The 25,525-nt window shown below is 39.5% G+C and carries 18 protein-coding genes; 11 read left to right on the forward strand and 7 right to left on the reverse strand.

Going from position 1 to position 25,525, the window contains the following annotated elements; all coding sequences use genetic code 11:
* Positions 1-252 precede the first annotated feature (252 nt).
* The 5 genes from clpB (at position 253) to BM107_RS23005 (ending at position 7,451) form a co-directional block, all read left to right on the forward strand.
* Positions 253-2,853 carry an ATP-dependent chaperone ClpB gene (clpB, locus tag BM107_RS22985; protein ID WP_090987753.1) on the forward strand — a complete coding sequence of 867 codons (2,601 nt, stop codon included), beginning with the start codon at positions 253-255 and terminating at the stop codon, positions 2,851-2,853.
* A gap of 163 nt (positions 2,854-3,016) precedes the next feature.
* Complete coding sequence (locus tag BM107_RS22990; RefSeq protein ID WP_090987755.1) at positions 3,017-5,323, forward strand: M60 family metallopeptidase; 2,307 nt, start codon at positions 3,017-3,019, stop codon at positions 5,321-5,323.
* 131 nt (positions 5,324-5,454) lie between these two features.
* Positions 5,455-6,108, forward strand: a complete 654-nt coding sequence (locus BM107_RS22995; RefSeq protein WP_090987757.1) for an outer membrane beta-barrel protein — start codon at positions 5,455-5,457, stop codon at positions 6,106-6,108.
* A gap of 11 nt (positions 6,109-6,119) precedes the next feature.
* A complete protein-coding gene (locus tag BM107_RS23000) occupies positions 6,120-6,617 on the forward strand; it encodes a hypothetical protein (protein ID WP_090987759.1) in 498 nt (165 codons plus the stop codon).
* A gap of 147 nt (positions 6,618-6,764) precedes the next feature.
* Positions 6,765-7,451, forward strand: coding sequence for an outer membrane beta-barrel protein (locus BM107_RS23005; protein WP_090987761.1), 687 nt, complete (start codon positions 6,765-6,767; stop codon positions 7,449-7,451).
* Between the two features lie 39 nt (positions 7,452-7,490).
* On the opposite strand, the gene BM107_RS23010 is transcribed toward BM107_RS23005, so the two are convergent.
* Complete coding sequence (locus tag BM107_RS23010; RefSeq protein ID WP_090987764.1) at positions 7,491-8,693, reverse strand: MFS transporter; 1,203 nt, start codon at positions 8,691-8,693, stop codon at positions 7,491-7,493.
* A gap of 103 nt (positions 8,694-8,796) precedes the next feature.
* On the opposite strand from BM107_RS23010, the gene BM107_RS23015 reads away from it, so the two are divergent.
* Together BM107_RS23015 and BM107_RS23020 are read left to right on the forward strand one after the other, a co-directional pair.
* Positions 8,797-9,354 (forward strand): NADPH-dependent FMN reductase, encoded by a 558-nt coding sequence (locus BM107_RS23015; protein WP_090987766.1) that lies wholly within the window; start codon positions 8,797-8,799, stop codon positions 9,352-9,354.
* 314 nt (positions 9,355-9,668) lie between these two features.
* Positions 9,669-10,271: an outer membrane beta-barrel protein gene (locus BM107_RS23020; RefSeq protein ID WP_090987768.1), complete on the forward strand. Its 603-nt coding sequence runs from the start codon at positions 9,669-9,671 to the stop codon at positions 10,269-10,271.
* A 300-nt stretch (positions 10,272-10,571) separates the two neighbouring features.
* Here BM107_RS23020 and BM107_RS23025 read toward each other — a convergent pair whose 3' ends face one another.
* Entirely contained in the window at positions 10,572-12,347 is a 1,776-nt protein-coding gene (locus BM107_RS23025) for an NPCBM/NEW2 domain-containing protein (RefSeq protein ID WP_090987770.1), read from the reverse strand.
* A 158-nt stretch (positions 12,348-12,505) separates the two neighbouring features.
* Positions 12,506-15,160 carry a S8 family serine peptidase gene (locus BM107_RS23030; RefSeq protein WP_159435306.1) on the reverse strand — a complete coding sequence of 885 codons (2,655 nt, stop codon included), beginning with the start codon at positions 15,158-15,160 and terminating at the stop codon, positions 12,506-12,508.
* A gap of 293 nt (positions 15,161-15,453) precedes the next feature.
* Here BM107_RS23030 and BM107_RS23035 point away from each other — a divergent pair, with 293 nt between their 5' ends.
* The gene (locus tag BM107_RS23035; protein ID WP_090987774.1) at positions 15,454-16,290 is read left to right on the forward strand and encodes a M57 family metalloprotease; all 837 of its coding nucleotides are present in this window, start codon (positions 15,454-15,456) and stop codon (positions 16,288-16,290) included.
* 856 nt (positions 16,291-17,146) lie between these two features.
* Here BM107_RS23035 and BM107_RS23045 read toward each other — a convergent pair.
* A complete protein-coding gene (locus tag BM107_RS23045) occupies positions 17,147-19,654 on the reverse strand; it encodes a S9 family peptidase (RefSeq protein WP_090987778.1) in 2,508 nt (835 codons plus the stop codon).
* Positions 19,655-19,830: 176 nt separating this feature from the next.
* Between BM107_RS23045 and BM107_RS23050 the strand changes: the two genes are divergently transcribed.
* The 3 genes from BM107_RS23050 to BM107_RS23060 all read left to right on the forward strand — a co-directional run bounded on the left by BM107_RS23050 (position 19,831) and on the right by BM107_RS23060 (position 22,862).
* Positions 19,831-20,712: a polysaccharide deacetylase family protein gene (locus tag BM107_RS23050; protein WP_090987780.1), complete on the forward strand. Its 882-nt coding sequence runs from the start codon at positions 19,831-19,833 to the stop codon at positions 20,710-20,712.
* A gap of 12 nt (positions 20,713-20,724) precedes the next feature.
* Positions 20,725-21,603 carry a polysaccharide deacetylase family protein gene (locus tag BM107_RS23055; RefSeq protein WP_090987782.1) on the forward strand — a complete coding sequence of 293 codons (879 nt, stop codon included), beginning with the start codon at positions 20,725-20,727 and terminating at the stop codon, positions 21,601-21,603.
* 89 nt (positions 21,604-21,692) lie between these two features.
* Positions 21,693-22,862, forward strand: coding sequence for a DUF3298 and DUF4163 domain-containing protein (locus BM107_RS23060; protein WP_090987784.1), 1,170 nt, complete (start codon positions 21,693-21,695; stop codon positions 22,860-22,862).
* Between the two features lie 156 nt (positions 22,863-23,018).
* Here the strand turns inward: BM107_RS23060 and BM107_RS23065 are convergent, their stop codons facing one another.
* The 3 genes from BM107_RS23065 to BM107_RS23075 form a co-directional block, all read right to left on the reverse strand.
* Complete coding sequence (locus BM107_RS23065) at positions 23,019-23,471, reverse strand: 3-oxoacyl-ACP synthase (RefSeq protein WP_090987786.1); 453 nt, start codon at positions 23,469-23,471, stop codon at positions 23,019-23,021.
* A gap of 182 nt (positions 23,472-23,653) precedes the next feature.
* Positions 23,654-24,229 carry a nitroreductase family protein gene (locus BM107_RS23070; protein WP_090987788.1) on the reverse strand — a complete coding sequence of 192 codons (576 nt, stop codon included), beginning with the start codon at positions 24,227-24,229 and terminating at the stop codon, positions 23,654-23,656.
* 276 nt (positions 24,230-24,505) lie between these two features.
* On the reverse strand, positions 24,506-25,066 hold the full coding sequence (locus BM107_RS23075; protein ID WP_090987790.1) for a hypothetical protein: 561 nt from the start codon (positions 25,064-25,066) through the stop codon (positions 24,506-24,508).
* Positions 25,067-25,525 lie beyond the last annotated feature (459 nt).

The raw sequence follows: 25,525 nt of genomic DNA on the forward strand, positions 1-25,525 counted from the left end.
GCCCGACCCTTTCCCGTATTTCACGGGATTGGGGAACGCCCAAATCAGTTAACAGTTACCGATCCTCAACATAAACCCAGCTTTTAAAGATGCTTCACGACGTTTAGGATGACAGTAAGCTAAAACAAGACAAATTTTCATCATAAACAATTAAAAATCAGTCATTTATTCACTTAAAACAATCACTTCACGACAAAATTTCCGATTTGAAAATCAAAATTAACATGGCATTTGTTTTGATTTAAAAGGAATATGAACTTCAACAATTTTACCATAAAAGCCCAGGAAGCAGTTCAACAGGCTTCTGAAATAGCCCAGGGCAACCAGCAACAGGCTATTGAAACGGCGCACCTGCTTAAAGGTCTGCTTACTGTTGATGAAAACGTGGTTTCTTATGTTTTAAAGAAATTAAACGTTAACCTAAATGTATTAAATCAAAATCTGGATGCAGAGATTGCCAGGTTCCCGAAAGTGAGCGGAAGCAATGTATATCTGTCATCCAATGCCAATAGCGTTTTACAAAAGGCGCAAACATTTTTAAAAGAGTTTAAGGATGAATTTGTATCTGTAGAACATCTGTTACTAGGTATCTTATCTGTTAACGATAGCACCGCTAAGTTGTTAAAGGAACAAGGTGTTAACGAGAAAGACCTTAAAAAAGCCATTGTAGCGTTACGTGGCGATAACCGGGTAACCGATCAAAATGCGGAAGCCACTTATCAGGCCCTAAGTAAATATGCACGCAATTTAAATGAATATGCAGAAAGCGGAAAACTGGATCCCGTAATCGGTCGTGATGAGGAAATCCGCCGTGTTATTCAGATTTTATCGCGCAGAACCAAAAACAACCCGATATTGATCGGCGAACCTGGTGTAGGTAAAACCGCCATTGCAGAGGGCATTGCCTTTAGGATTATTAAAGGCGACGTGCCAGAAAACCTGAAAAGTAAAGTGGTTTATTCGCTTGATATGGGTGCATTAATTGCCGGCGCAAAATATAAAGGCGAGTTTGAGGAACGTTTAAAGGCAGTAGTGAAGGAGGTTACCCAAAGTGATGGTGATATTATCCTTTTTATCGACGAGATCCATACTTTGGTGGGTGCCGGTGGCGGTGAGGGTGCAATGGATGCGGCAAACATCTTAAAACCCGCACTTGCCCGTGGAGAACTCCGCGCTATTGGTGCAACGACTTTAGATGAATATCAGAAATACCTGGAAAAAGACAAAGCTTTGGAACGCCGTTTCCAGAAGGTGATGGTTGAGGAACCAGATACCCAGGATGCCATTTCGATCCTCCGTGGATTAAAAGAACGTTACGAAACCCACCATAAGGTAAGGATTAAAGATGAAGCGATTATTGCAGCCGTAGAAATGAGTCAGCGCTATATTTCTGATCGTTTCTTACCGGATAAAGCCATCGATTTAATGGACGAAGCTGCTTCTAAGCTACGCATGGAAATGGACAGTGTACCCGAACATGTAGATGCGCTGGACCGTGAGATTATGCGATTGGAAATTGAACGCGAAGCGATTAAACGGGAAAAAGACGATAGAAAAGTTGCAGATCTTTCAGCAGAAATTGCTAACCTGTCTGCAGAGCGAGATGAATTTAAAGCGAAATGGCAAGGCGAAAAAGACCTGGTAGATGCAGTGAATAATGAATTGGAGCAGATTGAGCACTATAAATTAGAGGCCGAACAGGCAGAACGTGCCGGAGATTATGGCAAGGTTGCCGAAATCCGTTACGGCAAGATAAAGGAAGCCCAGGACAAGGTTGAAAAACTTAAAGCCGATTTAGAAAGCCAGCAAACCGATAGCCGCATGCTAAAAGAAGAGGTTACTGCTGACGATATTGCAGGTGTGGTTGGCCGTTGGACCGGTATTCCGGTTACCAAACTGATTGCCAGCGAGCGCGAAAAGCTGTTGCATTTAGAAGAAGAGCTGCACCAACGCGTAGCGGGCCAGGACGAGGCTATTGAAGCCATTTCTGATGCCATCCGCCGTTCACGTGCTGGCTTGCAGGATAAACGTAAACCTATTGGTTCCTTTATTTTCTTAGGTACTACGGGTGTAGGTAAAACGGAACTTGCCAAAGCCCTGGCTGAGTTTTTATTCAATGATGAAAATGCACTTACCCGTATTGATATGAGTGAGTACCAGGAACGACATGCCGTATCACGCTTAATCGGAGCGCCTCCGGGGTATGTGGGTTATGATGAAGGCGGACAGTTAACGGAAGCTGTTAGGCGCAAACCTTATTCGGTAGTATTGCTTGATGAGATCGAAAAGGCACATCCGGATGTATTTAACATCTTGCTGCAGGTATTGGATGATGGCCGTTTAACTGATAACAAAGGCAGAACGGTGAATTTCAAAAACACCATCATCATCATGACCTCGAACATTGGTGCGCATTTAATTCAGGATAACTTTAAAGATTTGAGCGATGAAAACCGCGAAGAGGTTATTGCGAAAACCAAAAACGAACTATTTGAGGTATTGAAACAAACCATTCGTCCGGAGTTTTTGAACAGGATTGATGAGCTGATTATGTTTACCCCATTAAACCGCAGCGAAATCAGAAATATTGTAAGCTTACAGTTTAAACAGGTACAGCAAACTTTGGCCGAAATGGGTATAGAGATGGATGCCAGTGATGAAGCTTTAGATTGGTTGGCACAACTGGGTTATGATCCGCAGTTTGGTGCAAGGCCGTTGAAAAGGGTCATCCAGAAAAGAATCCTGAACGAGCTATCGAAAGAGATCCTGGCAGGAAAAGTTGACAAAGACAGCAAAATTAAGTTAGACATGTTCGATCATAAATTTGTGTTCCTGAACCAGAAAGTGGATTAAAATACAACAATCGAGTCCCGTCCCGAGTTCATCTGGACGGGATTTTTTTGTTACCCATATTGCCTGTTGTACCTAAAGCCTGATTTATTTAGCGTTTTTTAACATAAAGTGTGTTGTGGCAGTGGTTTGAGATACTTAAAATTGCAGATACAACCGCCTGAAAATGAATCTCAAAACCACGCTTCTTCTTATTTTGGCCTGTCTTGCCATCCAAAGTTTCGCTCAAAAATTTCAAAAATCAGCACTTTTAAAAGGCATTAATACCTTACCTATGCCTGATACGGGAAAATTTGTTTCTGCGTTCTTTAGCACTAATGAACAACCTCAGATCATAGCTACACATTTGCTTTCATCGCAAGTTGATGTTTCAGCAACAGTAATGATGAGCAGCGCCCTGGGTAAAGGACACATTTTTGCCATAGGCTCGTCCGAGTATTTTGAAAGCAAATTATTGAGCGATCAAAATGTTCAACATTTGTTAAAAAACATTATCCAATCGGTTAGAAATCATCCCAAAAAACTTAAAGTAGCCGTCACTAAAACTGCCGATGCATCATTGATCAATGCATTGAAAGCCAACAATGCTCAAGTTTACATCGCTGATAGCAGTAAACTACAGCCCAATACCGACATTTACTTTTTAACCAATGATGTGAAGGATACAGCAGCGCTTAAAGTCATTGAAAAATACATAGCTGATGGAGGAAATTTGGTTTATGGCTCCCCCTACCCATATATTTTTAAGCACAGAGATCCCAATAAATCATATTTAAATGATCTGATAAAAATAAATGCTTTATTAAGTAAGGCGGGAATATTTAATGCCTATACCATGTTTACGGCTGAGCATCCCAAAGATAGTTTGACGTTAACAAAAGAACCATTTTATCTTCTATTGAAGAATATTTTGAGTGAGCTGGCGAAACCTTCTCCTAAACCGACCAGCCCCACCGAATATGCCTATGGTATAGAGCCTACATTAGAGCTGGCTTTTTCGAATAATGCAGATACCAGTATGTTGATCAGGAAAATAAAATCGGCACTTTCCATTAGCGATTCACTTCCGGTACCCACACTAAACAAACCATTGGATATTTCCACTGCCGCTAAAAAAGCAGGCTATCAATTTTCAAAATATATTTATGAAAAATCTCACAATAAAGAAAACTCGACCGATTTTGTATATCCGGAAAGTAAGTCGTTTCCTGGAGAGGTACCCAAAAACGCCAGCCGTAGCACAGAATTGATTGATATAGCCGTACAGGTAGGTTCGCAAGGCTTAGCTGAACCTTATCCAAATTATTTCAGGTTACACAGTACAGGTGTTTATGTTCCGGCGGGCGAAAAAGTGAGCATCGTGATCGATCCAAAATATAAAAGCCAATATTTAAAGGCGCAGATCGGCATCCATAATGATGATTTAAGACATCTGGATCAGCTGGAAAGATCGGGTTTTGACTTAACCAGATCATTTGAACTGGAAAAAGATACCACAACCATTTTTTCACCATATGGTGGACTATTGTATATCAGAATTCCTGACAGTTCCTCACTCAAATCAATAAGTATTGTTGCAAATGGCGTAGTGAAAGCCCCCTACTATAAATTAGAGAAAAATAACCTGACCGAATGGGCAAGCATTAAAAATAATCCTGCACCATGGACAGAACTAGCGACGGATAAAATTATACTCACCGTACCCACTTATCGCATTAAAAATTTGGAAAATCCTGACTCCTTACTAAAGTTATGGGACCAAGTAATGGATGCAGATGCCGATTTAGCCATCATTAGCCGAACCAGAACACATCCTGAAAGGATAGTCATCGATAATCAGGTTGCCTATGGCTATATGTTCACCGTCTGGGATAAAATTGTGGCCCCCAATGATGAAAGTTGCGAATTAATGCTTAATGAAAAAATGCTGAAAGAAAAAGGAAGCTGGGGCCATTTCCACGAGCTCGGCCATCGCCATCAATTTTGGGGGCTTGATATGGATGAAGTTGGTGAAGTAACCACCAACCTTTATACCATGTATGTATATGATAAAGTACTAAAAAAGGGCCTCTACAACCACGAGGGAATGGAAAGTAAAGATGAAGTAAAGCAGAAAATCAATAGTTATCTTCAAAACCAGCCTACCTTTGAAAAATGGGGAAAGGAACCCTTCACCGCTTTGTGTATGTATATCCAGCTTATTGAACATTTTGGATGGGAGTCTATCCTCAAAGCCAATAAAATATACCGCGATATGGATCCAAGAAAATATTACCAAAACGAATTGAGCAATGAAGAACGCATAGATCTTTGGTTTACATCCATCAGTAAAGCTACGAATTCAGATTTATCGTCGTTTTTTGAGATATGGAAAATACCACTAAGCGAAAGGGCAAAAAAAGAGGCTAAAGCGTATAAAACCTGGATTCCTGACGAGTTTGCCACTTACCTGCCGCATACTGACAGTCAATAGCGTATCAAATCCCACAACGTTTATTTCTGTGGGATTTGACATTTAAAAATTAACTAACATAGCAGTTCATTTTTCTTGCTTTTTGTTTCGATAATGATTATTATTGATTACACACAAAAACACAAAATAAAATGAAACCTAAATTAATCATTATGGCGCTGCTATGCGCCGTTAGTTGGCGCAGCTATGCCCAAACTGAAAAAGGATCCGGCTTTATTGGCGGAAGCCTGAGTTTTGGAACCTCCAGACAAAACCCTTCATCACCCAGCTTAAACACCTTTACTTTAACGCCGCGGGGAGGTTATTTTTTAGCCAATAATTTTGCCATCGGCCTGGAAGTCCCCTTAAATCTGTCGAAGCTCAGGGGCGAAAGTTATATTGCATGGAATAGTGAATACGGATATTACGAAGAACAGCGCGGCGTAAAAGAATTCAGCTTTGGTTTTTCTCCCTTTGTACGCAAATACATTGATGTTAAAGATCGTTTTAAGTTTTTTATGCAGGCCAACCTGCTCTTACAGGTAAATACCTTTAACCGCATTGATGACGAAGGTTACCTGATCCGTACCGATGCCAAAATAAAAGGATGGGGCGCCAGTATCAGTCCTGGTTTTAGCTATTTCATATCTAAACATGCCGCTTTGGATTTTTCAGCACCTGTTGTCTCTTTCTTTCATCAAAATTACTACGCTGAAGAATCGCTTTACAATTACGATAAAACGAACAATTTGAAGCTTGCCCTGCAAAATTTCACACCAACATTTACTTTTAATTATCACTTTTAACATTCCTTACAATGAAAAATATATTCACCAAAAGCTTCAGCCGGGCAGGCATAAGCTTATTATTTCTTTTAAGTCTTTCCATTCAGGCAAATGCACAACGCTTTCGAGGCAAAATAGAATATTACAGTAGTGTATTTCCTTCTGAAGATGGGAAAATCAAATCTATAAATGGCACCAGGATTGAATACTATAATTCCGTTTTTAAATCTGAAGATGGAAAAGTAAAAACAATCGGCGATAAAAGAGTAGAATATTACAACAGCGTATTCCCTTCTGAAAACGGAAAAATAAAATCCATTGGTGATATTAAAATTGAATATTACAATTCCGTTTTTAAATCGGAAGATGGAAAAATTAAATCCATTGGTAATATCAAATTTGAGTACAACAACACAGGATCTCAAAAAAGCGACGGTAAAATAAAATCAATTGTTAATGAAAACGAGGACCGTGAATCGGAAGATGCCCTGGACACTTATTATTTTATCGAAAAACTGAATTGCCAATAGTATAGCTCACAAATAAAAAAACTTCGAATTTAACCTAGATTATTTTTTTTTTAAAAACTGACAATGAGTTAATTACACACAAAATAACTAACATCATAGTTTTATTTCGGGTTTTTGGTTATCATTGGATACATAAAAAAAACACAAATGAAAAAACAATTATTAACGCTGGTAGCAATATGCGCTATCACTATTGGTGCTAATGCCCAAACAGAAAAAGGAGACAATTTAATCGGTGGTTCTATTGGATTTAGCCATAACAAACAGGAGCCATTAAATTCTACCAATACTTTTTCTACCGGTAATTCAAAATCGTATAATATTGCACCGCGTTTCGGCCATTTTTTTGGAAAAAACCTGGCTCTGGGCCTACAGATTGGATATGGCGGAAATAAGGCGGAATCCCAATCAACATATTTTCTGGGAAGTGGCAGTCCACAATTCATTAATTCAGTTAGTAAAAGTCACTCCTTTAATGTTGTTCCATATTTAAGGTATTACGTAGATATTGTTGATAAATTTAAATTCTTCGGCCAGGCAAATGTTGGAATGGCTTTTGGAAAAAGCACGTATAACCTAATGTTATCAGGAAATTATGTTACTGAAACCACCCATTATAAAAACACCAATTATCAGGCCTCTATCGATCCTGGCTTTGCATTCTTCCCTACTAAAAAATGGGCTGTTGAGCTTTCTTTTCCTTTACTTGCTTACAGTAAACAAAACATTAAAGATGATGGTGTAAATTTAAATTCTCAAGCCTTAAGTAATGAAACATTTATATTTGGCTTTAGTTCTTTCACCCCAGGTATTGGGGTTAACTTACATTTTTAAATCAGATAGTGCCATCTCTAATAAAGACGGCACTATTTTTTATTTCTTCTTTGTTTCTATATTCGGTAAGAAACCGGTTAATAAACCGATTAAAGGCAGAAACGCACAAACGTTAAATACATATCCGATACTGGTTGAATCTGCCAGTTTACCCAGTAAGGCCGATCCGATGCCCCCCATACCAAAGGCAAAGCCAAAAAACAAACCTGCAACCAAACCTACCTTTCCGGGAATCAATTCCTGTGCATAAACCAATATGGCAGAAAAAGCAGAGGCCAGAATCATCCCGATAGGAACAATAAGGACCCCAATCCAAAACAAACTGGCATGTGGAAGCAACAAAGCAAATGGAGCGGTACCCAATATCGATACCCAAATGACATATTTTCGTCCTATCTTATCTCCTATTGGTCCGCCCAGTAACGTTCCGGCAGCTACCGAGAATAGGAAAACAAACAAATAAAGCTGTGAGGTTTGCACGGAAACCTTAAATTTATCGATCAGGTAAAAGGTAAAATAATTCGTTAAACTCGCCATATAAAAATATTTCGAAAAGATCAATAACAGTAAAATACACACTGAGAAGATCACCTTTCCTCTTGAAAATTGATTCACAACGGTTTGAATATTGATCTTTTTACTTCTCGAAAGCATAAAGCCCCTATACCAATTGCCAACATAGGTTAAAATAACAATGGCTAAAAGCGCAATAACCGAAAACCAGATGACGCTGATCTGCCCATAAGGCACAATAATCCAGGCGGCCAATAGCGGACCCAAAGCACTGCCTGCATTACCGCCCAGCTGAAAAACCGATTGTGCCAGTCCCCTCTTCCCTCCAGATGCAGCATGTGCCATCCTTGAGGCTTCGGGATGAAATACCGATGAACCGATGCCGATAAAAGAAACGGAAATTAATATGGTGTAAAAATGGCCGGATAGCGAAAGCGAAATCAAACCAAGCAGGGTAAACCCCATACCTATCGCCAATGAATATGGCTGAGGTTTTTTATCGGTGTATAAACCCACAAAAGGCTGTAACAGTGATGCGGCCAATTGAAAGGTTAAGGTAATGAGCCCAATCTGCGAAAAACTTAAGCGATAGCTGTTTTTAATGATGGGATAAATTGCAGGAATTAACGATTGGATGGTATCATTTAACAGATGCGAAAAACTTAAGGCAAAAAGTATCGGGAAAACGGTTTTTTCGATGATGGCGGTAGTAGATGTATTTTCAGTCATAACGGGTAGCTTATGTGCCAAAATTAGGGATAATATTTTTTTATAGCTTAGCGGTTGCCCTTGCAAAAAACAAACATTTTAGTAAAGTTTTCGTTTTATAGCTATGGAAAAAAACAAAAAAATTATTGGGTTGTGCGGAAGCTTACGTAAAGGCTCTTATAATGCCATGTTGCTTAACCTTGCAGGTAGTTTAATTCCTGAAGGTATCGAATTCGAAATTGTTGCATATGATGATGTTCCGGTTTACAATGCAGACCATGATCTGCCGGAGGTTGAAGAAAGACCAGCAAGTGTGGTAAAATTCAGGGATGCCCTGGCTACCGCAGATGCTTTTATTATGGTTTCTCCTGAATATAATTATTCCATTCCCGGGGGATTAAAAAATGCAATTGACTGGGCCAGCCGTGGAAAGGACTCTCCATTGATGCACAAACCGGTTGCCCTGATGGGTGCAACGCAGGGCATGTGGGGCACAGTTAGGATGCAAGCTGCATTTTTACCTGTTTTTACTTTTTTAAATATGAATCCGGTTTTACAGCCAGAAGTTTTGATTGCCCAGGCTCAAAATAAATTTGACGCGGATGGGAATTTAAATGATGATAAAACCATCTCCATTATCCAAAAGAAAATAGATAACCTCATTTCGGCTTGTAAGGTTTAACTAAACCTTACAAGTTACTTCAAAACCTGCCATTTCTGCCACCTTAATATCTGACATTTCTACAAAAAAAGTCAGATTGTCAATTTGTCATACCTAAAAAACTAATCAATCGATTGATTTTTCGTCACACGAAAATAATATTGAATTAACACTGAATTTACATCTGTTTGTCAGCTAACAAGTTACCCAAAAACTGATTTTTTGATGACTTTAACAAAGCTTTTTGGCATAAGTGTTGACTTTTAGGCAAATATAGTCAGAAATTAAAATAGTAAAATTGACTATATTTTTATAACAAATAAATCATAAAAAAGATGAAAAAATTATTATTATCTTTAGTAGCAGTAGCTGGTTTAGTTTATGGTGCACAGGCACAAACTGAAAAAGGAAATTTTATGTTAGGTGGTAATGTAGGTGTAAATTCTACAAAAGTTGATGGCGCTCCGAAAGCAGATTTCAACTTCAGCATAGTACCTAGTGTTGGCTATTTTGTTGGCAACAACTTTGCAATTGGTACAGGTGTTGGTTACGAATACGATAAAAAAGTAAGCAACAGAACACAGACTGGCGCTTTTAAAGTTGCCCCTTTCGGACGTTATTATGTAGGTTTATCAGACCAGTTTAAATTCTTCGGACAATTATCAGTGCCTTTGGCTTTTGGTGAGTTAAAAGCAACTGATGCCAATGGTGATAACGCGGTTAAATTAGGTACTACCACCAATATCGGCGTAGAACTTGCTCCAGGTTTTGCTTTCTTCCCAACCAAAAAAATCGGTATTGAACTTTCAGTTAGAGGTTTAAGCTACGACAATTATACTGTTAAAGCTGAAGGAACCGGTGCTAAAGCTAAAACCAATACATTTGGCTTAAACGCTGATACTTTTGCACCAAGATTGGGTGTTCAGTTCTACTTTTAATTAATTCTCCCCCGGGAGGCAATTAATAAATGACTTTTTTTCAGAGAGCGTCACGATGTTGAATCGTGACGCTTTTTGTTTGTTGTACCATACGGTAAAATGAACCTGATTTTTTTGCTGATCTGGCAGAGGAGAACTTGGTGCCCGTCCGTCCATCTGTTCCGGAATGGTTTCATTCTGATAAGTATTCCAGGCAAAAACAGGTTAGAATTAAATGAAAGTAATAGCAATCATCTACTTTTGATCGGGTTCAAAGGTGATGATGATCCCCGATCCGTTTGGTGAATCAGCAATAACCGCTTACCGGTTAAGCAGTGGATTAAGCCAGATGGCCCATGAATTGTGGTTATGCCCTTCTGTTCCTTCGGCGCGCAGCTCGATTTTATTTATATTCTCAATGCTGATATCTATCCGGTTCTGCTCTCCAACTCTTAACGCCGGCGACCGGTAAAGCTCTTTACCATCGCCGATAATGGTAAATCTTGCCGAGCCTTGCTGGTGGGCATAATCTCTCAAACCTACAATAGCGGAAAACCTTGTCCATTTTTTATTTAACAGGAACGAATAAACAGACGGTGAATGGGCAAATAATCCCTTTTCATAAATCTGACCCTGGTTAGCAAGAAAAAAAACATATTCCGACTCGGTAGTAAAATAATTACGTGCAGGTTTTTCCCAACCCACGCTGGCAAGCTCCCACTTCGCGTCTGAAAGGTAAAGACTATCTCCTTTATACGTTGCAGGATCGACAGGCGGAATGGGATTAATCACACTTTCAAGTATGCTAAGCTTTTTCTTTATTTCCCCGGTCTTCTGCATTACGGATAACCGGCTATAAAGTTCGTTGACATCTAATGCCTTTCCTGTTGGAATTTCCACCACCTCTGCATGGTTACGCCCCACCATAAAAAGTTTGTAAAAAGGATACACCATCCCATTAGGAAGCATAAAGATCAAATACATCCGGTAGTTCCCTTCTTTCCATTTTTTTAACGGTACAGCGATCGATCCAGTACTGTTAACAGGGTAAATAGTACTTTCATTGAAATATTCTGTCTCATTCAAAGGACTAATCAGCACTGAAAGGGCATAAGGGGTTAAATTACCGGCAATACCGGCTTTCAATAGGATGCCCTTATCGGTATAGCTGCAAGAAATGTTATTTAATGACAGTTGTGTATCAGTCTTATTGTATTTAGCATATCCGGTAAACACGGGGTGACTGAGCAGCTGCAATATTCCGGCGGCTGAAATATAAGAAGTCTGGGTATCGCCCCAAACGCTTCCCTTAAAATGGCGGCTTCCATACTCTCCCATTAAGGATATTGATGAGGGCTTCAATTCGGATGGATGACCAAAATCGTGATGCAGGCCAAACATGTGCCCCATTTCGTGAGCAATACCCCCTATATACCAGCTGTTAAACTCCGCTACACTGCACTCCCTGTCGGCCCTGCCGGGTTCAGCATACTTAATCCGGTTCACCTTATCCGTTAGCAACTTTGGATCGAGCAGTGGGCAATCGGCGGCAAAGCTTACTCCGTTAACTGATGAACCAATGCCCATATAGGGCGAGTCAAAAACATAGGTTGTACTATCTTTCCTATAATATAACCCGGTTACGATCAGCACATGATCTTTGTAAAAATCAATTTTGCCACCTGCTTTGTTCGATACTTCCGCTTGCAGCTGATTAGCGGAATTGACATTATAGCTTTTTGAATCGAAATCTCCTTCAACTGCAGTGAGCATATATTTATTCCCTGATTTCTCAAAGTTTACGCCATCAGATTTTATTCCATAACGCTGGAACTCGTCTCTGTAAAAATCACTCACAGCGCTCAATACGCGGTTTAAGCGCTCTTCCCAGTTAGCGGATAGCTTTTGGCCTTTTCCATAAAAATACACCACCTTAACTACATGATTGGCTTTAGGTGTGTCCTTGTTATAAATTTTAATTATATTTTTTGAAGCCGATATTATACTTTGAGCGGTTTGAGGTAACTGCGAATAGCCATTGATGGCAAGAAAGCAGGAAAGGACTACAATTATTACTGATTTGATTTGGAGAGTCATTAAGAAAGTTGATTTGGTTTATCGCTAATGTAGTAAAAAATATCAGCACCCATGTAGGCTAAGATTTCACTAATCTTGGCTAGCAGCTTAGCGTGGCTCTTCTTAATTTGTTACATGCGGATTATTAGGGTTTGACCGAAAGCAAGTTTTACCATTAATTACTTCTTAATCAGCTTAAATTTTTTCAGTTGTTGCCCATTTTTATTGATCACACCCACATACACCCCTGTTGACAAAGCATTAAGTGCAAATTTATTCGAACTGGTGGCTTTTTCTTCAAAAACTTTCTGACCTAACATGTTAAAGATAGACAGGCTGTAATCTTCAAATGATCCGCTCAGAATCGTTAAATAATCAGATACCGGATTAGGAAAGAATGAAAATTCATTCTCTTTCAGGTACACTACCGATACGAGATCGCTCTGTACCTGACCGCTGGCCGTTTCGAACGTAACGCGGTAAAACTGGATTCCAGTTTTTGGCTTATCGTCAAAAACCGTATAATCCAGCTGATTTGAAACGGGCCTGGTTTGCTGTAAAACACTAAAAGTATTTGGTCCGGTCTGTTTTTCCCAGATGATGTTCTTTATATCCAAAGTGGTACCCACACTCAGTTCAATTTTTACCCGTTTATCATCGGTTAACGAAGCAAACAAATTTCTCACGTAACAGGCAATGCCCTGTTGGGTATAATCGATGGTATAACTTTTTAAACCCGTAAAACCTACACCATTTGCCGCCACGGCAAAGTAATTACTATTGATTTTGCCGGCATCCAGCTTAACTATGGTATCAGCAAGCGTTAAAACCGGCGAAAGGATATTATCTGTGATATTATACAATGTATAGTCCTTTGCTCCGGGCTGTGCATTCCAGCTGAGTACCAGACCATCTTTACAAGCATAGCCAACTTTTAATACCCTCGGACTTGAAATAACAAAGGGTTGACTCAATATTTCCTTACCTTCCACTTCCATTTTTACCATGGCTTTAACAAACAGGTTTGATGGAATCCAGTGGTAAAATCCTTTACTTAAAGCAACACCGGCGGCAATAGATTTCCAGGTATTACCTTCGTCATAGCTCACTGACAGGTTTCCGGTTTTACTCGTGTATGTATTTTCCCATCGGATATAGTTATCTTCATTAGCAAAAAAATATTCGTTTTTCACAGGACTAACAAAGGAAAAATCATTTTTGAAGGTGTAACGATAAGCCAATGCGAAAGGTTGATTATTGCCCTGTTTAATCCGATTACCTTTAACATGAATAGTATAAGTACCAGCGGATGGTTGATTGAGCGTAACCTGTTGAACGTTATTGAGAGGATCGGCCTTACGCACCGCTGGTTTTGCAAGGGAATCTAAATGAGGAAAGCTGCTTAATACCCAGGGCAGCATCAAATTGCCTGCGGGTGTTTCCAGGCTTAAATCCAATCCATTAACCAGGCTTTGTGCAGCATTTACAATAGCAGGAGGATCATTCCAGGCGATGGTCAGCTTTACTTCCTCCACATTAGCGGGAATAGTTAAGGGGATCATTAAATCCTGGTTTTTGGCTACCTGATATAGTGATGCCCTGTTTTCGTCCAATGTTTTTAACGACTGGCTCACATTTAATTTTCCGTACCCATACACAAAATCGACCTGTGCAGTACCTAAATCATCAGCAGAGTTGATTAAGGTTGCCCTGATGAGCGAAGCAGATGCCGCTTTTTTATATTTCTGCTGGTAAAACTGTTCTACCAAAGCAACAGATCCACTGGTAATGGCTGCAGCCCCCGATGTTCCGTCTTCGCCCAGGGCAACCAATTCAGGTTTTACACGTCCATCGTAAGCAGGCCCCTTGCTGCTCAGGTTTTCAGCCATATTTTCTCTGTTAATCCCTCCTATCACCAATAAATTTTTGGCCTGCTTGAAATTGCCGGTTAAGTTGGCACGTGCTGCGATACCCTGATAAAACCCTGCAGATGGTGTGGCAGTACCTTTATTTCCAGCCGAGAAAACATGGATCAAGGTGTCGGTTTCAAAAATCTGTTTATCGTATGCCGCAGCCTCCATTCCATAATCGTTATCGATATCGGTCCCATAAGAATGATTTTGAACATTAACCCGAAGCTTTTTTAAATCGGTAGCCAGATCGGGCATTAAATTCGTAAAATCAGAATAGGCCAGTCTGGCCTTTGGTGCTGCACCGAGTCCACGGATAAAGGAATTACCATTCCCTAAAGCCAGGGTAGCCATAATGGTAGCATGAGTAGTTGGCGTTTTACCAATAGTGGCTCCCACAACGGTTTTCCCCATTAAGTCAAGATCAGCAGCATCATACATTCCTTCTTTAAAGGACACATTTATACCAACACCATCAATACCTGGATAAAGGTTTCGGGCGTTAGAGATCTGGTTAAGGCTAAGGTCGAGACCGTTGATTACAACCTCTTCCTTAGCTACAGGCAAAACATCTGCATATAAGAGATCACCAAGCTCCAGCAAAAACATTAAATCTTTTGGCGAGAGGTAGGCTGTACAGATGTGATTGATGTTATCGATTGATTTTATTTTTACACCTGCCAGCGCCACTGGTAGCGGATTTACATTTTTAAAGGCTAACCGAACCAGGATAGAATCATTCTTTTTACTGCTTTTATTGAGCACTTTCATCAGTCTGTCACTAACTTTCCAGAGCCCGTTAGCTTGTTCCTGATCAATGATACTGTTGGAAACGTTAGAAACACTCGATTTTTCGACGATAAAATGATCACCAGAGAGGATTTTTTGGGGCTTTAACCGCTGAATTTCTTCAGCTGTTAACACCTGTTTAAATCTTACCAAAATAGACTGATCATCACTTAATTTTGTAACACTACCCGTTTTTGAAATATATTTTTCATTTTTTTTATCTATTCCACTAGGTTGTATCTGTGCGTTTAAACTAAAAACAGACAGACAAAAACATAAAACTAAAAATACAGTAATGACTTTCAAAAAATATTTTATTATAAAATTTTGGTTACATGATATATCTTCCCTAAATTAGGATTTATAAGGTAATCCGCAAATATTATTAACTAACTTATTCAACCTAAACTAATTTTATTCTAACTAAGATGAAAACAACCAACTTTTTATCGATTGCAGCCGCCTGCATTCTACTCACAAACCTATACTCTTGTAAAAGTAATAATACAGAAAATGCTGTAGAAAATAAGAGCGAAATTTCTGCAAGCAAATTATCACAGATCAAATCACTCGGTTTCAGTACTGACAATATCCGTAAAACAGATGAAGGCTATCTGGTAGAGGGAGATATTCTTTTAACCGACGACAATTTAGTTGAGCCTTCTGCCGGGGCAAATCTAAATATCGCCGAAACAGAACAGTACAGAACCACAAACATTGTAAAATCGTTGCCACGTGTAATTACGGTATCGGTAACCAACCTGCCTCAGGTATATAGCGATGCGGTGAACACCATGATTTCGAGATACAACTCGCTGGGTTTACGCATCACTTTCCAAAGAGCCAGTGCCGGTACAACCGGAAACATTAATGTTGTAGGTTTTAATGAAGGTCCGAGCGGTGGTTTTATTACCTTAGGCTCTGCCGGTTTCCCGACTTCATCAGGCCAGCCATTTAATCAGATCAGAATGAACACCAATTCAGCAGCCTATGGTTCAAACCCTAATTTATTGTACCTGGCTTCTGTAATTCAGCATGAGGTTGGCCATTGCATTGGTTTCCGTCATACCGATTACATGAACCGTGCCTTTAGCTGTGGTTCAAGTGGCGCCGGCAATGAGGGCGCATCAAACGTGGGCGCAGTAAGAATACCGGGAACACCTGCTAATCCGGATGCAGCATCATTCATGCTGGCCTGTTCAAATGGCGGCAACCGTACTTTCAACGCAAATGATGTAATTGCCTTAAATTACCTTTACAAATAAGATCAAAAAACCAGGATTATCTTAAAACCTAAAAAAGCCTTCCGATTTGATCAATCGGGAGGCTTTTTTTTTATTTAAAATTAAAGATGATCGAAAGTTTACGGACCAGACGCTCCAAAAGTCAGGTTTTGGTAATGTTGGGTTTGGAGCGCGCAGCCAATGCAAAACAGTTAATTTCTTCCCGTTTTACGCTTATACGCTTCGCTGCCTCGTGCCTCGTTGCTGCAGGGTATCGCTTCAACCGGGGCTAAGTGGCCAGGGCAGCATTTCATTTTTGAAGTAGAAAAGCCGCCTGGCTGTGCAGCGGTAATAAAGGTTCGTGAAGACACGAACCACGGCGGGGTAAGGCTGCATGGTGGCCTATTTTGGATATTAACCAATTATAAAAATAATAAGGTTCGTGAGGACAAGAACCTTGGCGAAAGAATGAGAAAAACTTCGCGGTTGAACAGTCTTATTTGAAACACAAGCCCAAATGAAGTAAATCTGATAGCGCGAGATAGCTCCCGATTTTAAATAAAAATTGTATATAAAAAGATTCCTATCGGGACTATGGGCAATAGCAGGACTGGAATAGCCCAAGAACCACCCAAGCCTGCTTTCCGAAAAACAACAATGTTTAAAAACAAATGGTCCGTGAAGATACGAATCATTGCAAAAGATGCTGATTTCTTAAGACAATCATTTAATGGATGAGTGGTTCGTGAGGACACGAACCACGGCAAAGGGCATCACCAATTACTAAAATAACCAGGTTCATGAGGACACGAACCAAGGCTTTATTATTAAGTCCAACAAAGGATCTTAACACAGCTAACAATCCTGATCTGTGTTTATCCTTTTCATCTGTGGTTAATTACTTTCCATTCTGCTCAATATCCCGATCCATTTCTACCAGATCAACATCGCTCGGTTCAGAAAAATCGCCAATTAAATATTTATTGAAATGATCGGCCAGTTTCCAGAAAGCATACTCGGTCATATCTCCAAAACCATGGCGCTGACCTGGAATAATCAGGAAATCGAACCGTTTACCTGCTTTCATTAATGCATTCGCTACACGGATAGAGTTTGCCGGATGCACATTGTTATCTACATCACCATGCATCAATAACAAATGTCCTTTCAGGTTTTTCGCCAAATCGGGGTTTTTATCGATGCTGTATTTAAAAGAAGTATCGCCTTTTAAAGAGATGGTTTCCTTAACACCATGGTGTTTTTCGCTCCACCAGCGGTTGTAAATACTGTTATCATGATTTCCGGCATTTGAAACCGCCGCTTTAAAGAAATCTGGATACACCAGCATGGCCGCGGTAGACATAAAACCGCCACCGGAGTGACCGGTAATGCCCACCTTCGATTCGTCGATAAATGAATATTTGGCAGCCAGTTGCTCAATAGCTGTTTTTTTATCCGCTAAACCATAATCGCGCAGGTTTCCATAGCCATAAGTATGGTACCATTTAGAGCGTGATGGATTTCCGCCGCGGTTGCCTACCGTAATTACGATGTAACCAAATTGAGCCAAACGTTCAGTGCGGTCCATACTTTTGCTGAAAGCTTTATTTACCGCTTCGGTTTGTGGCCCCGGGTAAACATATTCAATGATTGGATACTTTTTATTGGGATCAAAATCGAAAGGTTTATACATTACACCATACAGATCAGTTATCCCGTCATCCGCTTTTACTTTAAAAGGCTCGGGAAATTTGTAACCCGCTGCCATGAGCAATGAAAGATCGGCTGTTTCCAGATCCATTACTTTTTTGCCCGTTCCATCATAAAGCGTCGCTTTTGGTGCTGTATTTACCCTCGAATAGTTATCTACAAAAAAAGTGTTGTTATCATTCATATTCGCCAGGTGATCAAAGTCACCGGCATTTAATAATTTCATATTTGAACCATCGAAATTGATGCTGTATAAATGTAAGTAATAAGGATCTTCTTTGCCTTCCCTACCATTGGCCGTAAAATACAGTATGCGTTTTTTTTCATCAATATTTACAATACTTTCACAGTGGAAAGCACCTTTGGTAATCTGATTTTTCAGTTTACCATTTTCATCAAAAAGGTAAAAATGTGCCCAACCATCACGTTCACTCCAATGAATCAGCTCTTTACCATCATTAACCAAACCCGGGCGGTTCACTTCAACGTAGGTATTAAAGCGTTCATCAATTAATGGGGTAACCTTGCCTGTGGCAATATCAACAGTACCGATATCAATACGTTTTAAATCGCGGCTGGTACGCGAAAAATAGAACCTGTTATTGTTACCTAACCAGATAGATGGACGAAATTCGTTATCACGGTCTTTATTTAAAGCTGGTTTGCTCCAAACAGATACACTTTGATCTTTAAATGCAGATATATTTAGTTTTTTATAAGATTTTGCGGCAAAATCGAATAATAAAATTTCATCCTGAGGAGCTTCAGATTCTCCGGGCATCTGGTATTTATAAGTTTCTAAAGTGGGGCGGCCAGGTGTAACGCTGTTGATTACCCAAAGGTCTTTTACCTTACGCGAATCGGTGCGGTCTAACACAAAATATTTAGAATTTGGCGACCAGAGCACATAAGCGCCGCGGCGTTTCTTATTGTTTTTTTCGTTCTCCACATTGTTCTCGCCATCGCCGTCACTTCCATAAGAGTAAAATTTTACCCCGTCTTTGGTAAGCTGATGCTCCACAATGGTACTATCCTCTTCATTATTAACTGCTTTTTTGTAGTTGTCTTTATCCATCCAATACAGATTGTAATTGCGGGAAAAGATAATGGCTGAAGAATCGGGTGCTACCGAGCCCCATGATGGTTTAGGCTTGGGTTTACTGAAATTTGGCACCTCGGTTAATTTTGCACTGGCCAGTTCATATTTGAAAGAAAATATTTTCTTCTGCATAGAATCTGCGGCTTTTTTATCCTTTCTATCTTTTTTTAGTTCTTCAACCGTGCTCTTGATTTCGAAAGAAATACTTTTTTCGTCGGCAGCAAATTTTAAGTTTTCCAGGGGTAAGTGTTCGGCATCAAACGGATCGCGAACAATCAGCGTAATATCTGCAGCAAGTTTAGCATTATCAAACATCAATTTTTTGCTTTTAGCTGCAGGATCTACCAAATACCAGAATTTTCCTTTCGGACTTTCGAAAGTATACCAGAAACGGTTACTCAATTTTAACCAATGCGGATCTACAGCTGTGGAATACACCATCTTTTTCAGCTTATTTGGCGAAAACCGCGAAGCGAGCTGATAATTTGCCTTAGGCTGTGGCTGAATATTTTCGGTTAGGGTAAATGTTTTATTTTGTGCAGCAACAGTTAAGGATAAAAACTGCGCGCCCAGCAGAAATTTGTAGAGTTTCTTCATTAAAATTTGTTTGAGTTGCTAAATTATTTAATTAAAGGATATTAAGCAGGCTTTGATATGTAATAAATGCGATAGTTAGTATAATTTCTTACCACTCAAATTAATTATTAACACAATTTATTTTGATAGATAAATAATTGAGGGATTTTATAGTTTTGTACCCATATACACTAACAATGAAATACAGCTTTTTAACCTTAATAACAGCCGGTGCAATCTTATTGGCCAGCTGCCAATCTAAATCACAAACAGACAGTGCTACAGGAAAAGATTCGACTGGAAAAACAACACAAACCAGCGAAAATTCCAAAGCTGCTGCCATTGACGTTTCAAAAATAAAAGTGGCTGATGCTAAAACCATCCTGGCCAGAAAACAAGTACCGATTTTATGTTACCACCAGGTAAGAAACTGGAAACCCACTGATGGCAAGGTAGGCAAAGATTATATTGTAGAAATCCAGAATTTTAAAGACCAGATGAAAATGCTGGCCGATAGCGGTTACCATACCATTTTACCCGATCAGCTTTACGCTTACCTCAATACCGGTGCTCCATTACCGAGCAAACCCATTATGTTAACCTTTGATGATACTGACATGGACCAATTTACCGTTGTGCGCCCAACGTTAGAAAAACTGGGTTATAAAGCAGTTTATTTCATTATGACCGTTTCAATCGGCAGAAAAGGCAAGTTTGTAGATTACATGACGAAAGAGCAGATTAAACAACTGTCTGACGAAGGAAATGTGATCGGTAGCCACACTTACGACCATAAAAACTTCAAAAAATACGCGGGTAAGGATTGGGAAGAACAACTAGACAAACCAACTAAAAAACTGGAGGAGATTACAGGCAAGAAAATGACCGAATTTGCTTATCCGTTTGGTTTATGGAATGCAGAAGGCATTCCTGAGTTAAAAAAACGCGGTTTCAGAATGGCTTTCCAGTTATCAACCAAACGTGATGAAAAAGATCCGTTGTTTACCATCCGCCGGATTATTGCCAGTGGCTACTGGTCGCCAAAAACCTTAAGCAACAGCATTAAGAATAGCTTTTAAATCAATATAGTCATGATCAAAAGTGCTCTGCTCTATGCTTCAGTTTCTTCGCTACTTTTAACGTCTTGCCAGCCTTCAAAGGCTTCAAAAGAAAAAGTAGCGGTTACAAATGCTACAGCAACGGTTAAAATAGATTCCGCAAACACCAAACCTGCCGATAACAAAACCATTATGGCACGCAGAGAGGTGCCCGTTCTGTGTTATCACCAGATCAGAAACAATATCGCCAGCGACAGCAAAAGAGCACATGATGATATCATTGCTCCTGACAAATTCAGAGAACACATGAAAATGCTGGCCGATAGCGGCTACCATTCTATTCTGCCTGATCAATTGTATAATTACCTGGTTTATGGTGCCAGGTTACCTGAAAAACCCATCATGATCACGTTTGATGATACGGATGAAGATCAATTTACAGTTGGCAATGCTACACTGAAAAAGTATGGCTTTAAAGGAGTTTATTTTATCATGACGGTATCGATCGGCAGAAAAGGACGGATCAATTACATGACCAAAGAGCAGATCAAACAACTGTCTGACGAGGGAAATACCATTGCCAGCCATACCTACGACCATAAAAATTTTGCACAATTTACTGATGGGGATTGGAAAACCCAGATTGATGAACCCACAAAAAAACTGGAAGAAATTACAGGCAAAAAAGTAGCATATTTTGCATTCCCTTATGGTGTTTGCAAATCATCTACCCTGCACAAGTTAAAGGAATATGGATTTAAGGCAGCCTTTATATTGTCGACAGCCCGAGATGAAAATTATCCGCTTTACACCATCAGAAGGATAATTGATCCGGGAAGATACACGGCAAAAAACCTTTACTATAGCATTAACAAAAGTTTTAATAAAACAAAATCTAAGCAAAGCGGTTAATGATTAAAAATTAAGCGTTGCGGGGTTAAAAGACGGAAGAATTATATTCCAGATGATAACTCAGCATTAAAACCTTTAATCATTGCACTATGAAGTATTCTTTTGTTTTTCTTCTTTTTGGATTAGCGATAACACTGGCTTGTAATAACCCTAAAAACGGGAACAACAATAATGCAACCACAGATGGTATAAATGCGACTAAAAAAGAGCTTCCAAAGAGTTTTTACAAAAGGTTAGAAGGCACTATTGCAGGTAAAAAGGTAGTTATGCATCTGCAAAGAGTTGATGATCATGATGAAGTGAGTGGCACCTATTATTATGATGGATCATGGCTTAACCTTTCAACTGATACGGTAATCGGCAAAGATAGCATTGTGCTGGCAGAGTATAATTTTTACGAATCGTACTTTAATCAGGATTCAAAATCGCCACTTTTAAAATTAAAATGGAATGGAAAGGGTTTTGATGGTATATGGGAAAGTGGTGATAAAACAAAAAAATATCCGGTAGCTTTAACAGAAAAATATCCGGAAGGCAGTTATCCATTCAGCATCGGAATTTACAGAGACTCCGTTAAAGCATTTGCTGACCGGACAAAATCTCCTACTGCCGAAATCAGTTTTCAATATCTTGAAAGCAAGAGCAACGATGAGAATAGCAAATGGCTTGATTCAGAACTTAAAAAAATCTTCGGTCTGGAACAGGCCGATCGCTTAACCGGTTTCAAAAATCTGGCAACTACCTATTTTAGCGATTATAAAACCGAGGTTGCCGAACAGCAAAAAGATGGCCGGGGAAGTGAATTTGAGGCCTGGATGAATTATACAGACAATAGTCAGCAAACGGTTAATTACAATGATAATGGTTATGTTGTGGTTGATTTCCTTACCGATACTTACACTGGCGGTGCACACGGAAATTACAACAGCAGCATGATCTGTTTAGATGTGCAGAACAAAAAGCAATTGGCACTAACTGACATCATAAAGATAGATTCAAATGTTTTGTCAGGCATTTTAGAACGCAATCTTCGTAAGGAATATAATATCAAAGCAAAAGATGCATTAAGCACCGTTCTTTTTGATGATTTTATTAAACCCAATAATAACTTCTATTTCAATGCCAATGGTATTGCCTTTATGTACAATCCATATGAGGTTGCCAGTTATGCACAAGGACAAATTGTAATATTTATTCCTTATTCGGACGTAAGGACTTATCTGGTGCCAGCCTTTGCAAAGCGAATGGGCGTAAAGTAGTTTGCAAAGTTTAAAGAGGTCGCCATAATAGATTGCCGTCATTTCGAGCGGAGTGCAACGAAGTCGAGAACCCGAAGGCGCAGCGAAGCTAAATCTTTCTATATAGATCTCTCTCCCGAATATTCGGGACTGCGCTCCGGTCGAGATGACGAATTTTTACAATATATCCTTCACCAAATATTCCCTGCCATTAAACTTAAAACTATCACCCACAGCTTTTCCGATCAGAAACCTGCCAATGGGCGATACCTGAGAAACAGCAAAGAATTTTTGTCCGTCCGTATTCAACTCCCCTGCGCTAATGCTGATATAAAAATTACCTGCCGAGGTGATTACCAAACTACCGTTTTTAACCAACCGATCTGATGCGACACTTTCAATCTGTTGTAAAGCAATTTTCTGCTGACCGGCTTCATACAATAATTTATTGTCGCGATCCATATCCTGCTGCATCATTTCTCGTGTAGTTTCGTATTTGTCGCCAGCACTGCTTTTGGTGTCATCATTCGATGCCTGCCTGGCTTGTTGCAGCGAATATTCTATATTTTCGATCCTGTTTTGGATAAAAGTCAGACAAAGCTGATAAAGTTTAGATTTTAAAGCAGACATAAATGATGTAAAATGGGGAATGGAAATGGAATATGGATGATGTAAAATGGTTGATGGGATGGGAATAATGATCAATGGTTCACAGCACAATAGCCATGAACGATCAAATCATTAACCGGACTAATGAACATAGACTAAGGACTGCAGACTAAGGACTATAGACTAAAGACCAAAGACCAAAACTACCCCTCAATCCACCTCACTTTTTCTTCCATGGGAGTCCGGTTTGGTGTCCAGGGTTTTTCGTTATGATACCCCATGTAAAATAAGCCGATGCATTTCTCGTTTTCACCCAGATCTAAAAAACTGCCTAAATGATCAATCAAAGGCGGCGAACTCCAGTAAGCGCCAACCTTCAAACTCTCTGCGGTTAAAGCCATGTTCTGAACCCCACAGGAAACCGCTGCCAACTCTTCCCACTCGGGTATTTTACCGCTTAGTTTCATATTAATGGCAATAATACAATCAGCCTGACTCGTTTTTTCAGCAAAACTATCGTACTTTTTCTGTAAAAACTGTTGTGGAGAAACCACCTTTTTATATAGGTTACCAAGCTCCTCGCCTAGCCTGGCCAGGCCAGCCTTCCTGATCACCACAAAACGCCAGGGCTGGGTTAACTTGTGTGTGGGTGCATAATTGGCCGCTTCTAAAACCTGTTTAATGACTTCAACCGGAATTTCTTTTTTGATATAGCTTGCAGGAAAAATACTGCGCCGTTCTTTTATAACTTTTGAGATGATATCGTATGTAGTACTCATTTGGTAAAAATAGCTAAAAGCTGAAAGATTTTATAAGGCTGAGGGTTGAAGGTGTAAGGTTTAGGGCTAAAATATTGAAGATTTAACTTTGAATCAACTGAAATTAGTAATGGTTGATTAGTCATTTGTTCATTGGTCATTGGTCATTGGTCATTGGTTTATTGTTCATTGGCCATTGGTCATTGATCATTGGTAATTTGTAATTTGTAATTTGTAACAGTAAATTGATAACTGCCAGCTGAAAACTGCCAACTGAAAACTGCCAACTGAAAACCGTCAACTGCGAACTGCCAACTGTTTCCTGATCTGTTTAACCTTTGCAAAGAAGCCGATACTCTCTTTGTCTACCAAAAAATCCATGGTCTGCAACAATTCCTCCTTAATCCAGTTGTGTTTTACATTTAGATTAGCCAAAATGTTTAAACAATGAGATTTAACAGCAACGGGAATCTGATCATCAATTAACCAGGCAAAAACAACCTCCACCAAATGGTCAGTATCATAATCGTCAATAATTTTTTTGATGGCTATTGAAGCGTTTCTTTTGGTCATAAGGGCTAAAATCTTAACGTAATGCCTTAACGCCGATAAGTTGTTCTGTTTCGGAAATTGCTCCAGGAAATAGAGCGCATGAGGTAAAAACTTTTGTTGATGGTTAACAAATACATTCTCCAAAATCCAGGCCGCCCGAAACCCGATCTGCTGATCATGATAAAAACTGAGATCGATGAGGTCTTTTACCGAAAAGCCATCAGTTGAAGCGATGGCCGCTAATTTTTCTACTTTACTTTTTTGAAGGGTGGTTTTTATGGTTTCGAGTAAGGTTTGATCTAGCATGAGGCTAAAATAAATATTTTAGGATAAAGTACATTCATATAAGTCGGCATGATACTGTATCATAAATTGTATTTTAATCAAATTTGTCTCTTTGAGCTTAGCCTGTGCTGAGCTGGACGAAGTATCGAAACGCCTTAAAGAGATTCAAAGCAGATCCTTCAACAAGCTACCATTGACAGACTCCCCTAAAAAAATCGTCATCTCGACTGTAGCGAAGCGAAATGGAGAGATCTTTTCAACCGAATTATTAAAACTTGGTTTAAAAGATTTCTTCCAGCCTTTACGATCAGGTCTGCCCGTACATGCGGAGACTGCGGTGAAAATGATGATACTTCGATACCACTCAATTTCTTTAACATCTGTCCATTTATATGGATTTTTATACAATAAATTACCCCTTAGGAATTACAATAATTTATCAGAAGACCTTATTTAATATATAAATGCTGCGTTCATTAA

Source organism: Pedobacter suwonensis (assembly GCF_900111825.1).
Lineage (GTDB): Bacteria > Bacteroidota > Bacteroidia > Sphingobacteriales > Sphingobacteriaceae > Pedobacter > Pedobacter suwonensis.